The 14532-nt window shown below is 30.1% G+C and carries 10 protein-coding genes; 2 read left to right on the top strand and 8 right to left on the bottom strand.

Features of this window, described 5'->3' with window-relative positions:
- Nucleotides 1-35 precede the first annotated feature (35 nt).
- Nucleotides 36-728 carry a DUF6882 domain-containing protein gene (locus ON24_RS00945; protein WP_040681614.1) on the bottom strand — a complete coding sequence of 231 codons (693 nt, stop codon included), beginning with the start codon at nucleotides 726-728 and terminating at the stop codon, nucleotides 36-38.
- A gap of 27 nt (nucleotides 729-755) precedes the next feature.
- Nucleotides 756-1991, bottom strand: a complete 1236-nt coding sequence (locus tag ON24_RS00940) for an LL-diaminopimelate aminotransferase (RefSeq protein WP_040681613.1) — start codon at nucleotides 1989-1991, stop codon at nucleotides 756-758.
- A 301-nt stretch (nucleotides 1992-2292) separates the two neighbouring features.
- Between ON24_RS00940 and ON24_RS00935 the strand changes: the two genes are divergently transcribed.
- Nucleotides 2293-4593, top strand: a complete 2301-nt coding sequence (locus ON24_RS00935; RefSeq protein WP_040681612.1) for a hypothetical protein — start codon at nucleotides 2293-2295, stop codon at nucleotides 4591-4593.
- 799 nt (nucleotides 4594-5392) lie between these two features.
- On the opposite strand, the gene ON24_RS00930 is transcribed toward ON24_RS00935, so the two are convergent.
- Nucleotides 5393-7066, bottom strand: a complete 1674-nt coding sequence (locus tag ON24_RS00930; protein WP_040681611.1) for a glutamate--tRNA ligase — start codon at nucleotides 7064-7066, stop codon at nucleotides 5393-5395.
- A 327-nt stretch (nucleotides 7067-7393) separates the two neighbouring features.
- Between ON24_RS00930 and ON24_RS00925 the strand changes: the two genes are divergently transcribed.
- Nucleotides 7394-8230: a class I SAM-dependent methyltransferase gene (locus ON24_RS00925; RefSeq protein ID WP_040681610.1), complete on the top strand. Its 837-nt coding sequence runs from the start codon at nucleotides 7394-7396 to the stop codon at nucleotides 8228-8230.
- Nucleotides 8231-8268: 38 nt separating this feature from the next.
- Here the strand turns inward: ON24_RS00925 and ON24_RS00920 are convergent, their stop codons facing one another.
- The 5 genes from ON24_RS00920 to fni form a co-directional block, all read right to left on the bottom strand.
- Nucleotides 8269-9660 carry an MATE family efflux transporter gene (locus tag ON24_RS00920; protein WP_040681609.1) on the bottom strand — a complete coding sequence of 464 codons (1392 nt, stop codon included), beginning with the start codon at nucleotides 9658-9660 and terminating at the stop codon, nucleotides 8269-8271.
- A gap of 19 nt (nucleotides 9661-9679) precedes the next feature.
- Nucleotides 9680-10123, bottom strand: a complete 444-nt coding sequence (locus ON24_RS00915; protein WP_016358807.1) for a MarR family winged helix-turn-helix transcriptional regulator — start codon at nucleotides 10121-10123, stop codon at nucleotides 9680-9682.
- 549 nt (nucleotides 10124-10672) lie between these two features.
- Nucleotides 10673-11668, bottom strand: a complete 996-nt coding sequence (gene idsA / locus ON24_RS00910; protein ID WP_016358808.1) for a short chain isoprenyl diphosphate synthase IdsA — start codon at nucleotides 11666-11668, stop codon at nucleotides 10673-10675.
- 229 nt (nucleotides 11669-11897) lie between these two features.
- Nucleotides 11898-13253, bottom strand: a complete 1356-nt coding sequence (locus ON24_RS00905) for an RNase J family beta-CASP ribonuclease (RefSeq protein WP_016358809.1) — start codon at nucleotides 13251-13253, stop codon at nucleotides 11898-11900.
- Nucleotides 13243-14304, bottom strand: coding sequence for a type 2 isopentenyl-diphosphate Delta-isomerase (gene fni / locus ON24_RS00900; RefSeq protein WP_016358810.1), 1062 nt, complete (start codon nucleotides 14302-14304; stop codon nucleotides 13243-13245). The genes ON24_RS00905 and fni overlap by 11 nt, the downstream gene beginning before the upstream one ends.
- Nucleotides 14305-14532 lie beyond the last annotated feature (228 nt).

Here is a 14532-nt window from a genome sequence, read left to right as displayed (position 1 = left end):
GCTTTAGCATAAAAAAGATAAAAGAGTTAATAAAACTATTCCTGTCTTATTATTTTAATCAGGTTAACATTACCTCTATCTGAAAATCCCACCATGATTTTATCTTCACCAATATCTGCAACCTGGAAATTATCCTCTTCATGAACTCTTACAGGATAATCTTTACATGCAACATAAGCCTCAAATGCCCTTTTACCATTGACGTCATAATCCCTTTGAAAACTATCAAAGATTACTTGAAACTTATCAATGGAATCTATTTTAGGTATTTTATCAGATTTGATAGTTACAAAAAATACAAAGTCCCCAACATCTACAGGATAATATGCATCATCATCAAACAAACCAATAACGGTCATTGCCAAATAATGAACCTCATTGATTTCCGCTTTAAACAGTGATGTTTTAAATTGGGGAATATCATATTTCTCACCAAACTCTTTAACCTTAACAGCCTCTGAAATTAATGATTCAGGCAATCCTAAATCATCATTATCCCATGCCCATGAAAACATGTCTGATTCTTTAGACAATATTCCTAAAATTTGAACTGGAAAAGTTAAATCCTCTGTAAAACTTAGATATCCCTTTTCAAGATCCAATTCACCTTGTTTATCTTCAATTAAATCAGCAAGATTTTCCTGTTTATCTAAAGCATATGCTCCAAATTTAGTAAAAATACTTTGTAAAGTATCATCCTCAGTAATTTCCAATGGTGAACTACTCATATAATCCCCTCATTAATAAAAAAGAGTTTAGAAAGATAGTTTTGAGATTCTTTCCATAGCTTCTTTAGTATTTTCATATGTATTAAATGCTGTAAGTCTGAAATAACCTTCTCCAGAAGGACCGAATCCTGAACCTGGAGTTCCTACAATGTTTGCCTCATTTAATAATAAATCAAAGAATTCCCAGGAAGGCATGTTATTAGGAGTTTTAACCCAGATATATGGAGAGTTGATTCCTCCAGATACAGTTAAACCTAAGTCGGTTAAACTTTCCCTAATTAATTTAGCATTTTTAAGATAATAATCAATGTTTTCCTGGATTTCTTTCTGTCCTTCTTCGGTATAAATAGCCTCTGCAGCTCTTTGAACAGGATAAGATACTCCATTAAATTTAGTAGTTTGTCTTCTATCCCATAAAGCATTTAAAGAATGTTTGTTACCTTCAGAATCTTTAACTTTAAGTGCTTTAGGAACTACACAGTAAGCACAACGAGCACCAGTAAATCCAGCAGTTTTTGAAAAACTTCTAAATTCGATTGCAACTTCTTTTGCACCATCAATTTCATAGATACTGTGAGGAATATTATCTTCAGTAATAAATCTTTCATATGCTGCATCAAATAATATTAAAGCTTCGTTTTCTTTTGCATAATCAACAAATTTAGCAAGTTGATCTTTAGTTAATGTGGAACCTGTTGGGTTATTAGGATAACATAGATAAATAATATCCACAGGTTCGCTAGGAAGTTCAGGTTCAAAATCATTTTCTGCAGTACAAGGAAGATATACCAATCCTTCATACATTCCATCATCTTTCATTGGACCAGTTCTACCTGCCATTACATTAGTATCAACATATACAGTATAAACAGGATCAGTAACTGCTATTGTGTTTGAATTAGCAAATAACTCTTGAATGTTACCGGTATCACATTTTGCTCCATCACTTACAAAGATTTCATCAATGTCCAAATCCACACCTAAAGGTTCGAAGTCGCCTTTAACAATTGCTTCCCTTAAAAATTCATATCCATGTTCTGGACCATATCCCCTAAAAGTGTCAGCTTGACCCATTTCATCAACTGCATCTTTAAAAGCTTTTATAACAGCTTTTGGTAAAGGTTTAGTTACATCTCCAATACCCATTGCAATTACATCTTTATCAGGATGTTCATTTTCATATTTTTCAAGTCTATTTGCCACTTCTGCAAAAAGATAATTACTTTTTAATAAAAGATAATTTTCATTTACTTTTACAACCATATTATTCCTCTTGAATCTTTATAATATTAAATTTAAGATAATAATTAAAATAACATAAATAACTAAGAAGTTATAAGGCTATTTAAAAAAATCTTCATTTTAAATAATTTAAAATTTAAGATTAAAATAAATTATACTAATAAAATATTATATTTATAAATATATAAAACCATACTAATAAAATTTTTATAATAAAATCAAATTAAAAATAACTAATCTTAATAAATAATATATATTAATAATAATATAATTAAAAATGATTTAATTATTTTTTTATTCAAATAAATATTTAGAGGATAATATGTTATTAAAAACAACATTATTACTGATAAACATTGCTATAATCTGTGTTGTAGCCTGTTTAATAGTAAAATTATATTATAGAGATGAAGAGAAAGGTAAAATCGAAACACATGAAAATATTGAAAGGAAACTTAAAAGTAGTACCCAAGTACCAAAATTTGAAGACACCCCTAAAAATAAAAAACAGACCAATACTCTACTATCAAATAAAGATAAGATCTTAAAAACCACAAGCAAAGCAACAAGTAGAATAACCGGTACAAGAAATTCAAAAAAAGTTAATGATGAAGAGGCTTTAAATAAAGAAATAGAAAGTTTAACTATTACAAGACCAAAACCGAATAATACTGGAAATTTAAACCCTAAAACCAATAACATAGCAGGCACTGCCAATACTACCGAAAACAAAATAAACAAAACCCAAAACAACAACATAGCAAAAACCACCAAAAGCCAAGAAACCAGAAAAATAGCCGACACTGCCAATACTACCGAAAACAAAATAAACAAAACCCAAAACAACAACATAGCAAAAACCACCAAAAGCCAAGAAACCAGAAAAATAGTAAATGAAAACCAGAATACCATAAAAGATAAAAATCCAAACAAAATACAAAAGCCACAGGAAACTGAAAGAAAACCAATAAGCATCAATGTAAAAAATGCCGAAATTTCAACTGATGCTGAAAATAAAAAAGAGGATAAGGTTGAACCTAAATTAAAAACAACAGCAACTGAACCTAAAACAACCATTAAAGAAACCCCAAAAGTAAAACCTATTATTAACAAAACAAGCCAAATTAAGGAAAGTCCGAAAGCTGAAGCAAATACCGTTAAAGAAGCAAAACCTATTAAAACAGAGGACAATGAAATTGAATCTACAAATGTTAAAACTAACTTAAAGACAGAACCAAGTCTTAAAGTTGAACCACCAATAAACAATATTGAAGAGGAAACCATTAAGACCAATATCCCGGAAGAAGTTAAAACTGAAACCACCGAAAAAGAAGCAAAAACAAACAAGGAGGTTAAAACTGAGACTACTGAAAAAGTTAATAAACCTGAAATTAAAACCAAACCAAGCATAAGCCAAGACATAGACATCAAACCTACCATAAAAGAAGAAACAAAACCTACAAACAAAACCATAACAGAAAAAGAAACAAAAATCAAAAAAGATGCAACAATAAATAAAGAAGCTGATGAAATCAATAAACCTGAAATTAAAACCAAACCAAGTATAAACCAAGACATAGACATCAAACCTACCATAAAAGAAGAAACAAAACCTACAAACAAAACCATAACAGAAAAAGAAACAAAAGGGGAAAATAAACCAGATGCCGAAGAGAAATCAAAACCATTCGAACTTAACATTAAAGATAATAGCTTAGCTGAAGGCATAGCAAGTAATATTACTCAAGAGCCAATTGAAGATAAACATCAAAGCATCATTGATAAAACTAGAAAAATAACAAATCCTGAACCAATAAAAACAGAACCAGCTACAATTGATGATTATGCAAAAGAAAATGAAGAAGAGAAAGACAATGAATTTGAACAATCTGCATATAATGATATTATAGATCCATTTGAAAGTGTTAAGGGTGCATTTAAGAATATTAAATCATCCATTGTAAGAGACGATAGTGAAAATGGAGAAAACTTAGGAAATACTAATGAGGCAGTTCTTGAGGAAGTTTTAAACAATAATAAAGAGAATTATGAGGATGGAATCACCTACAATGATAATGTTGTAAGTATAACACCATTACATGATCCTGAAGAAATCAAAAAATATGAAGAGAGCATTAAACCTGATTATGATACTCATGACGTATTCGATAATATAAATGGAAATACCGATGAATTAACTCCAGAGGAAATTGAATACTTTGATAATTTAGAAAAAGAATTCAATGAGGAATTAGATAAAAATGAGAAAAACAAACCAAACTATGTTGCAGATAAAACCGATGATATGAAAATCACCGTTAAAAAGTCTGATGACTTGTCCAATCTTAAACCTTCTGAAAGATTCCATAAAAAATATGGTGGAAAATCCGATGAAAAAAAATCTGCACCTAAATCATTAAGACGAAAAGAGCCTGAACAAGATTTAGTAATCAATCTCCAGGGTACAGATCACATATTAAAACGTGGAGTCAGTATTATTTACCAGTACAAAGGTGAAAAATACGGTAGTTCTATTCACAGCATTAATGGTAACAACATTAATGTCACATATAGGGGTAAAAAGATTTGGATTAAACCAGAAGATATTACTAAAGTATTTTAAATAAAAAAATAAACATTATCCTCTAATACTTTTTAATATCTTTTCTTTTAATTCTTAATTTTTATATTATAAACCAAATAGCCAAAAAAAACTTATTTTAAAATCTTTATTTTATAATCAAACATGATTTAACTAGTTTCCTTAATAAACTTAAATTGAAATTAAACATGATTTTAACTAATTTTCCTTTAACAAACTTAAATGAATAGTTAAACTTAATTTAACTAGTTCCCTTAATAATGCAAAACTTATTTAAAAAATATTTTAAGTTAAATCTAAATTTAGGGATTATTTAAACTGATTTTCTTAAATAACCAAATTATTTTTAAACAAATTCAATTTAAACATTGATTTAAGTTAATTTCCATATTAAAAAAATAATAATTTTTAAAGGGATTTTAAAAAATATTTCAGATTTAAAAATTGTAATATTGACTTTATAAATAGTAGATTCCTAGTTTTAAAAATCAATTAAAAAAATACCCATTTTATAATTAATTAAAACAATAGTTTAACTAAATAGAATTGCATAAAAAAAATATCTTTTAAATATATAATTAAAATATTAAAAAAAATCAAATACAAGAAATAAAACCGGGAAAAGCTTAATTAAAATATATATGTATTGAATAAAAAAAAGAATTTTCAAATCAATTAAAAAAGGGAATTGATTTGTAAAGGGTAAAATAAAAAAAAATTAATAAATCTGATTAAAACAGGTTAATGAAAAGATGAATTAAAAATAGATTATAAAAAAAAGAAATACACAATAAAAATTGATTAAAAAGATAAATTATATTTATTTATGGGCATAATAAAATACTAATTTATCATCTTTAATCTCGTCAAGGCGAACAAATCCGAATCTTTCAAATTGAATTACATCATCAACCTTAAGATTCTTACAATCCTTCTCACAGAAACCTTCAACAACTGAAGCGTCATCCATTACAACCTCAGCTTTAATAGCCTCCTCTGTAGGAACAAACTGAATGATTCTAGCTTTAATTTTACGGGCATCTTCAAATGATGCACTGTTAAACTTAACGGTTCCATTATCAATATCAATATTAATTAAATCCATTAACCTGATATGTCCATCTTTAAAGTCATCCCCATCAATATAAACAGAACCATTAAAGTCCAATGTTCTGTTTCCTCTTTCAGGAAAGTCCGGATGTAATTCCTTTTCCAATGTGAAATTAGAAAATTCCTCAGGACAATCTTCAACATCTATTTTTACAGGGTTTTTAACAAAGAAATATCTATTTGCCTTATCTTCAATAACATTCCTGTTTAAACCATAGATCTTTTTCCAACTTACGGCAGAATCAGACATTTTAACTCCAATTTCCACCATCAAATTCCAAATAGCCTCCGGTTGGATACCTCTTCTTGCAATAGCCCTTAAGGTTCCAAGTCTTGGATCTGTCCATGAGGAATATTTTCCGGATTCAATACCTTCTTTAGCCTTGGAGGTACTTAATGGAATATCCTCCATTTTAAGTCTTCCATAATGGATAAATTCCGGGGTGTCCCATCCCATATGTTTATATAGATATTTTTGTTTTTCACTATTTGCAAGGTGATCTTTTCCTCTTAAAACATGAGTCATGCCCATTAAATGATCATCTACAGATACGGAGAAGTTCATCATGGGATAAACTCTATATTTTTTACCTAAACGTGGATGTTCCTCATCAACAATACGGAAAGCTACCCAATCACGAATAGCAGGATTTTTATGATTAATATCGGTTTTAATTCTTAAGACTGCAGAACCTGCCTCCATTGATGGAAACTGTTCCCATAATTTTAGATTTTCTTCCACACTCTGATTTCTATGTGGACAAGGTTCACAATTATCTTTAAGCTTTTTAAATTCCCCACCGTCACAGGTACACATATATGCTGCCCCTCGTTTAATTAACTCTTCAGCATATTTATAATAGATTTCGAAACGGTCGGATTGGAAGTAAACCTCGTCAGGTTCAATTCCTAACCATTTTAAATCTTCCTGAATCATGTCATAAGCAGGAGGATAGACTCTTTTAGGATCTGTATCTTCAATTCTTAAGATAAACTTTCCACCATACTTCTTAACATATTCCCCATTAGGTACTGCTGCTCTTGCATGTCCTATGTGTAATGGTCCACTTGGATTTGGTGCAAAACGCATAACAACATTATCATGAGAACCTGGTAACTCATCCAATCCCTCTTTCTTAACTTGTTTTTTCTCATGAATCTCCAAACCTAATTTATCCATTTCAGCTTGTTGTTCTTCTTTAGATAATTCATTGACTTTAGCTACAACTTTTGCACTTAATGGACCTATCTCTTTAGCACGGGATCTAAGTTCTGCTTCCTGAGACATAATAGAACCCATTACAGCTTTAGGACTAGCACTACCTTTGTGTTTTACAGCATTCATTAAAGCATGTTTATATACAACTTCTTCTAATTCATCCATTATATCACATTAAATAAGTATTCTTTTAAATTGATAAAAAACTATACTGAAAATACTAAATTAAAATAAAATAGTAATAAATACAATTAAAAAATCAGCATATTTTAAAAATAAAAATTAATATAAAATCACAGTATTATTTTTGAATCATTAAATATATAAATTTTTAATTGATAATCTAGAAAACTTTAAGGAAAAATCAAAATCTATTTTTAATCCATTAATAAAAAAAATAAAAATTAATATTTTATTATAATTATAAAGATAAACCAATAAATGATTTTAATTTATAAATCATATAATAATTTGAAATATTAAAGTGATAATATGACAGACAATAAGAGACATATTGAAAATCCAGAGGACATTGACTGGGCTTATTTTTGGGGTAAAAAATTAGAAAGTAAGAAAGATCGTCAGAAAAATTGGGATAAAGCAGCGCCACACTTCCATAAAAGTAATAAAAGGGATGATTATAGGAAAACCCTGTTAAACAGTTTAAAAATAACAAAAGAAGATACTGTACTGGATATTGGTTGTGGTGAAGGTTCCATCACCATTCCAATAGCTAAAAAAGCTAAAAGTGTTACAGGTCTTGATTCATCAAGCGGAATGCTTAAAATTTTAAATGAAAAATGTGAAAAAGAAGGGGTTGATAATGTAACCACTATTCAAAAACCAATAGAAGAAATATCAATTGATGAACTTGGTCACTTTGATATAATTGTCGCATCAAGATCACTTAACAGCATCATACCAATTGAAAGAGTATTGAAAACCATTAATGAAATGGCCAACAAATATGTTTATATCACCTTATTTGGACCAGATAACTGGAGAATAGAAAGGGATTTCCAGGAATCTATCGGAAATAATCCTAAGGATTTCCCTCCATACACCTACATGATTCAGATACTATACAATTTAGGTATTTATGCCAATGTTGAAAGACTTTCAATAACCTCCCACAGAGAATATAACAATATTGAGGAAGCCATGGACAATGGCAAATTTAGAGTGGACCTCTTAAGTGATGAGGAAATTGAAAAACTTAAAACCTATCTTAAAGATATACTTAAAAAAGATTCCAAAACCGGAAAATTATATAATGAAAGGGATGTTGCAGATTGGATATTATTATGGTGGAAAAAGGATGGAAAATAGGATTGATTAAAAAACATAATCAATACTTTAATGTTAATTTAAGGATTTAATTCCTCATCACCATATTTTTTAATTAGATTTGAGGAATAATTAGAGGCATAAATCCATCCGATTAACGCACCTGCTAATTTACCGATAACAACTCCAAACCATACACCCCATACTCCATAGCCTAAAACAATTCCAAGTAAAACAACAAAGAATGCAGGGAATATAATCTCCCTGAATATTGTAAGGCATAGGGAAGTTGGACCCTTTCCCAAACTTTGGAAGAATGAACCGGATAAAAGACCCAATGGCGTTGCAATGAAAAATAAAAAGAATACCTTTAGAAAATTGGATATTGGTTCTATGAGTACTCCTGTATTGGATGAAAAACTAAAGACCGTTGCTATCTGACTTGAAAATATAAAAACCACAGCACCGATAGCGACAGACATTATAATTCCGAGTTTCATTGAATAATTCAATACATTCTTCAATCTTCTAAATTTACCGGCACCGAAAGAGGAACCTGCAACTGCAATAGTTGCCATTGATAGACCAACAGACGGAACAATACCAAATAAAACTACTCTCATACCTGCAGTATATGCTGCTACAGCATTGTTATCTGCAACCATAGTTAAAACTGAGTTTACAACACTAAGTAATGCTGCAATACACATCATTTCTAGTGCTGCTGGAATTCCAACCATTAGAATATCTTTAATTACAGAACCATTTGGTTTCAAATCCTTTTTATAAATATTCAAATAGGTATCTCTTTTAATAAGCATCCAATATAATATTACAACGGCACTGATTCCTGATGATAAAACCGTGGCATATGCAATACCTGCAACACCTAAGTTTAATCCCCAAGGTAACATAAAGACCGGATCCAATATAATATTTATTACCGCAGTTAAAGTCATGACATATAACGCTCTTTTTACATCACCTTCAGCTCTTAAAACACCAGTCAATATTGAGGTAATTACAATGAATATACATCCTGAGAATATTACGGTACTATAATACAAAGCCAAACTAAGAACTTCACCACTTGCACCAAGACCTATAAGGATTGGTCTTTGAAAAAGCAATATAAATACTGAGATAATAATCGGTATTATGATCCCTATAAGGAATGACTGACTTGCCCCTAAATCTGCCAAATCCTTCCTTTTTCCTCCAATTTTACGTGCGATAAAGGATGATGCACCTGCACCTAAACCATTTGCCAAACCATTTACAACCATAAACAGAGGGGTTACAAATCCTACCGCTGCAAGAGGTGCAGCTCCAAGGACAGATACCCAGATACCATCTATTAAATTGTAACTCATAGTAATAAGCATACTCAAAATCATTGGCCATGCCATTTTACGTACAGCAACCTTATAATCACCCATCATCATTCTAACATTTTTATTTTCCTCAACCATTTAAACACCAAAAAACAGATTATAGCAATTTGAAACTTTTTAAAGTTAAATCTTTAATTAGATTATTTAATTTGGAATCCTCAGATATTCCCATATACGTTTCCCATTCCCCATTGATTTCTTTAATTTTAGGAATAATTTCTAAGGATTTATCTGTTAATTCAATGATATTTCTACGAAAATCCTCATTATCAGTTTTACGAATAATATATCCCTCATTCTCTAGTTTTTTTAAAGACTTGGCAACAGAACCCTTGCTTAAGTTAAAGATCCTTGCTAAATCATTTTGACTTAAATCATCAAAATAATTCAATTTTACTAAGAAAAGTGATTGAATAGAATTAATATTATATTTTTCAAGTTCTTTATTAAGATATTTGATATAATTTTTAGACAAATTAGTAACTAAAGCCATAAAAGGCATTTTATCTATAGAACTACCAATTATTTCATAATTATCCATAAAAACACCAAATTAAATAATTTATTATTTAGTTATATATCCTAAAAAAATATAAAGGTTTCCATTGAAACGTTTCATTGGAAAATAAATTGCAAGAATATTTAAGAAAGTTGTAATAATTCCAATTTTTAGTTTTGAAGAGACATTCAAGAAATAAAATTGATTTTAATAAAGTTTTTCATATAATATCAGCCATTAACAGACATCCCATTTACAAATTCTATATAAAAGCAATATACGAAATACTCAATATTTATTACATCATATGAAAAAAATTGAAAGGTATAGAAAAAACCAGAAAAATATTAAGAAATATTTAAAGATGAAAAATAGCCAAAAATAATAAAAATAACTAAAAATAACTAAAAATAAAGAAAAATAGCCAAAAATAATAGAAAATAGATAAAAATAATAAAAATAACTAAAAATAACTAAAAATAAAGAGAAATAGCCAAAAATAATAGAAAATAGATAAAAATAATAAGTTTTATAATAAAGTAGAAAGAATTTTATAAATTATAAAAATATAGGAAAAAATAATTATAGAATTTAAGATTTTCTTTCAATTACAAAATCTGCTAATAAAGCAAGTGCATCTTTACTTGAAGAATCAGGTAATATATTAAGTATTTCCTTTGCTTTGTTTACATTTGAAAGAGCAACATCATGAGCATATTCAATTGAACCATATTTATTAAATAAATCAATTGCAATATCCACATCTTCTTGAGGAGATTCAGGATCAGATAAGATTTTAACCAGCTTTTCTTTATCCTCTTCATTTGCTTCGGATAAGGCTTTAACTACCATTAAAGTCATTTTACCCTCAACAATATCACTACCTACAGGTTTACCTAAATCCTTTTCATCACTAATAACATCAAGATAATCATCCTGAATTTGGAATGCCAAACCGATAAGTCTACCATATTCATACATTGCATCAATTACTTCAGAATCCGCTCCACCTACAATTGCTCCAGCCTTACAAGCCCCAGCAATAAGTGCAGCTGTTTTCTTGAAGATCATTTCCATATATTCCTCTTCCTGAACATCGAAATTACCTTCAAAACCCATATCCAAAGCTTGACCTTCACAGATTTTAACACATGCGTCTGCAACAACAGCCAAAGACTCAGCAACACGGTCTGCGGAAATGTTATCTTCTTTAGAAGTAATTACTAAACCAAATGCTTTTGAAAATAAAGTATCTCCAGCTAAAATAGCTAATGGTTCACCCCATACAGTATGTACAGAAGGCTTACCTCTCCTCATATCATCATCATCCATAATATCATCATGGATTAAGGAGAAAGTATGAATCATTTCAAAAGCCGCAGCAGTTTTAAGTGCATCTTCCCTGTTTCCACCAACTGCTTGACTTGAAAGTAAGGTTAAAGCAGGCCTTAACATTTTTCCGCCTGCCTCAGTTAAATAAACTGAAGATTTTTGTAAATCTTCAGGATCAATACTAGACAAATAATCCTCAATTACTGCCTTTACATCTTTAGAATAATCAGTTAAAATTTCAGTTACATCTGACATAAAAATCCTCCATTATAATTCATTTCCTATATTTTTCTTGATTAAAATTAATTTTGAAATTCCTCAACCAAATTATGAAAACTATGTAAACATTTATAACAATAATATATCTTTATTATATGATTAATAATCTTATCTTTTTTTAAAAATAAAATTAAAAAAAATTTAATTTTAAACAATACCTCTAAGCTAATGAATTAAAATATTAACAATATTAGAATAAATAAACCTATTCCTCATCAGTATCATTAAAGACTTGTGCTTGTGCATTTCTTAAAATATGCACATTACTACCAATCCTATATCCTTCCTCTTCTGCAAGTTCCCCATATGCAGTTAACATGTGAAGATCTCCGTGAGCAGGAATGATATGTGCAGGTTTAACCATTCTTAAAAATTCCCTATGGTCTTCCCTACCTGCATGTCCGGATACATGGGCATTAGCATAGATTCTTGCACCAGATGCTTTAAGTCTTGCTTCCATTATATGCCTATTTGCAGCATTTGTTGGATTTGGAATAATTGGTGCAGAAATAATCACATTATCTCCTTTCTTAATATTAAATGGAGTCTTACCACTTGCAATTCTTGGAAGTAATGCATCGGGTTCACCTTGATGACCAGTAGTTACAAGTAAATATTTAGAACGATTTTCCTCTGCTTTTGCAAGTGCCCTATTTACTGCCTTTGGAGAACCATGAATAGATGAATTCTTAGGTAATTTCAATATTCCCAGATTCTGTGCAATTCCTAAAAATCTTTCCATAGATCTTCCAAGGAATAAAATTTCCCTATCACTTTTCTTTGCAATATCTGCAATGGTTTGAATCCTTTCAATATGTGATGAGAAAGTTGTAACAATCATACCGGTTTTTTCTTTTAAAGGTTCCCTCATTAAATCCTCAAGTATAATTCTTGGAACACGTTCTGAATAGGTTTTTACTTGTTGTGTATTTGCCGCATTTGTAGTTTCCACAATAAGTGCAAGTACTCCCTGTTTACCTAATTGTTTTAGTCTTTCATAATCAGGTGGGGGAGATACTTTCTGGTGATTATCAAATTTAAAATCAAGTGCGTAGATAATAATTCCTTCAGGAGTGTGTAAAACTGGGAAAACTGCCTGAGGAATACTGTGGGTAGTATGGACAAATTCCAAAGTAACATCCTTAGATAATTTTAATTTACTGCCTGGATTTAAAACCCTGATAGGATTGTTAACCTTAAATTTACGTTCACCTTTAATTTGCTTTTTAATAAGTGCAGCGGTATATGGTGTTCCAATTAATGGAGCATCATACCTATGTGCAAGTTTTGCAACAGCACCAATGTGATCAAGGTGTCCGTGTGAAAATACAATAGCTTTAACCTTTCCATCAACATCCTTCATTAAGGTATCATCAGGGATGACTCCCCTTTCAATTAAATCCAAACTATGCATTCTGTCAATATCCGTATCCTCATGGATATTGATCCTATCTAGATGTATTCCCATATCAAATATGATTACATCATCATTAACTTTAACGGCAGTCATGTTTTTTCCAACTTCCTCATAACCGCCAATTGCTATAATCTCAACCGTCAATATTTGACCTCCTACTATATTTCCTAGTGTTAAAACCCCTATCATTAAGCCATTCTTTAGTTTCACCCCTAATAACAAGATCAGATTCTTTTAAATCCTTAATACTTCTTGCTCCAACTAAAAACATAGCCAATTTTAAAGATTCGTTAAATTTATTCACATAATCAACAATTGCATCATGGCCTTTATATGCAGCTTTTAAAAACGGTAAAGCCATTCCAACAGCATCTGCCCCAAGAGCAATAGCTTTTGCAGCGTCCAATCCAGTACGAATACCTCCTGATGAGACAACAGGTATACTAACTGAGGAACATACCTCAACAGTACTGATTGCAGTAGGAATACCCCAATCCCAAAAAGCCTCTCCAAGTAACCTATCATTTGTACGATAGGTTTCTACAGCAGCCCAACTAGTTCCGCCGGAACCTTGAACATCTATGAAGTCAACTCCTGCTCTTTGAAGTTTTGCAGCATCCTCTGCACAGATACCTGCACCAGTCTCTTTAACCATGACCGGAACATCTACCAAATCACAGATCTCGGAAATAGATTGCACATATCCCCTAGCATCTACATCCCCACCAGGTTGAATTGATTCCTGAAGTGGGTTTAAATGAATAGCTAAAATATCTGCATCCAACATATTTACAGCATCCTCGGCATATTTCATCTGAGGAGCACCAATATTACCTAAAAGTAATGCATTAGGTGCATAATCTCTTGCAACAGTATAGGTAGATGTTAATTCAGGATTTTCGATTCCTGCTCTTTGACTTCCAAGGCCTAAAGCAATGTTATTTTCTTCTGCAGCAATGGATAATTCCTTATTGATTTTTTCTGCAAAAGGATGTCCTCCAGTAATAGCTGAAATAAATAAAGGAGAATCTAATTTTTTACCGAATGCTTTTGTTGAAATATCAATATCTGCTTTATTAATTTCTGGAAGTGCCCTATGAATTAACTCAATATCTTCAAAACCAGTTGACTTCTTATAATTAACATCATAATTTTTACAAATTGAAAGATGTTCTAATTTCCTATCTTGAATCATTAGTTTCCTCCAAAACTAAAAACATATATAGCCAATATACATTATTAATTATTAAAAAATAAGGGTGTTAATAGACAATCAGAATTTGATTACATTAAACATGCAAAATTATAAAATCTTAAAAAGATCACTTATATAAAATTCTCCAATTAAATCTTTATAAATAAAATTATTAAAATAAGACAAGTATTTTAATAAGCTATTTTTATAATAAAAGACCCTATTAAT

The sequence above is a fragment of the Methanobrevibacter boviskoreani JH1 genome (assembly GCF_000320505.1).
GTDB classification, from domain to species: Archaea; Methanobacteriota; Methanobacteria; order Methanobacteriales; family Methanobacteriaceae; genus Methanarmilla; species Methanarmilla boviskoreani.
Note: the sequence above shows the minus strand (reverse complement) of the source record. Positions and strands in the feature narration are given on the sequence as shown.

Bases quoted from the DNA above. Each gene is read 5' to 3' on its own strand.
- ON24_RS00915 (WP_016358807.1), bottom strand. From the start codon at position 10,123: ATGGATAATTATGAAATAATTGGTAGTTCTATAGATAAAATGCCTTTT.
- ON24_RS00935 (WP_040681612.1), top strand. From the start codon at position 2,293: ATGTTATTAAAAACAACATTATTACTGATAAACATTGCTATAATCTGT.
- ON24_RS00940 (WP_040681613.1), bottom strand. From the start codon at position 1,991: ATGGTTGTAAAAGTAAATGAAAATTATCTTTTATTAAAAAGTAATTAT.
- fni (WP_016358810.1), bottom strand. From the start codon at position 14,304: ATGATTCAAGATAGGAAATTAGAACATCTTTCAATTTGTAAAAATTAT.
- ON24_RS00925 (WP_040681610.1), top strand. From the start codon at position 7,394: ATGACAGACAATAAGAGACATATTGAAAATCCAGAGGACATTGACTGG.
- ON24_RS00930 (WP_040681611.1), bottom strand. From the start codon at position 7,066: ATGGATGAATTAGAAGAAGTTGTATATAAACATGCTTTAATGAATGCT.
- ON24_RS00945 (WP_040681614.1), bottom strand. From the start codon at position 728: ATGAGTAGTTCACCATTGGAAATTACTGAGGATGATACTTTACAAAGT.
- ON24_RS00920 (WP_040681609.1), bottom strand. From the start codon at position 9,660: ATGGTTGAGGAAAATAAAAATGTTAGAATGATGATGGGTGATTATAAG.
- idsA (WP_016358808.1), bottom strand. From the start codon at position 11,668: ATGTCAGATGTAACTGAAATTTTAACTGATTATTCTAAAGATGTAAAG.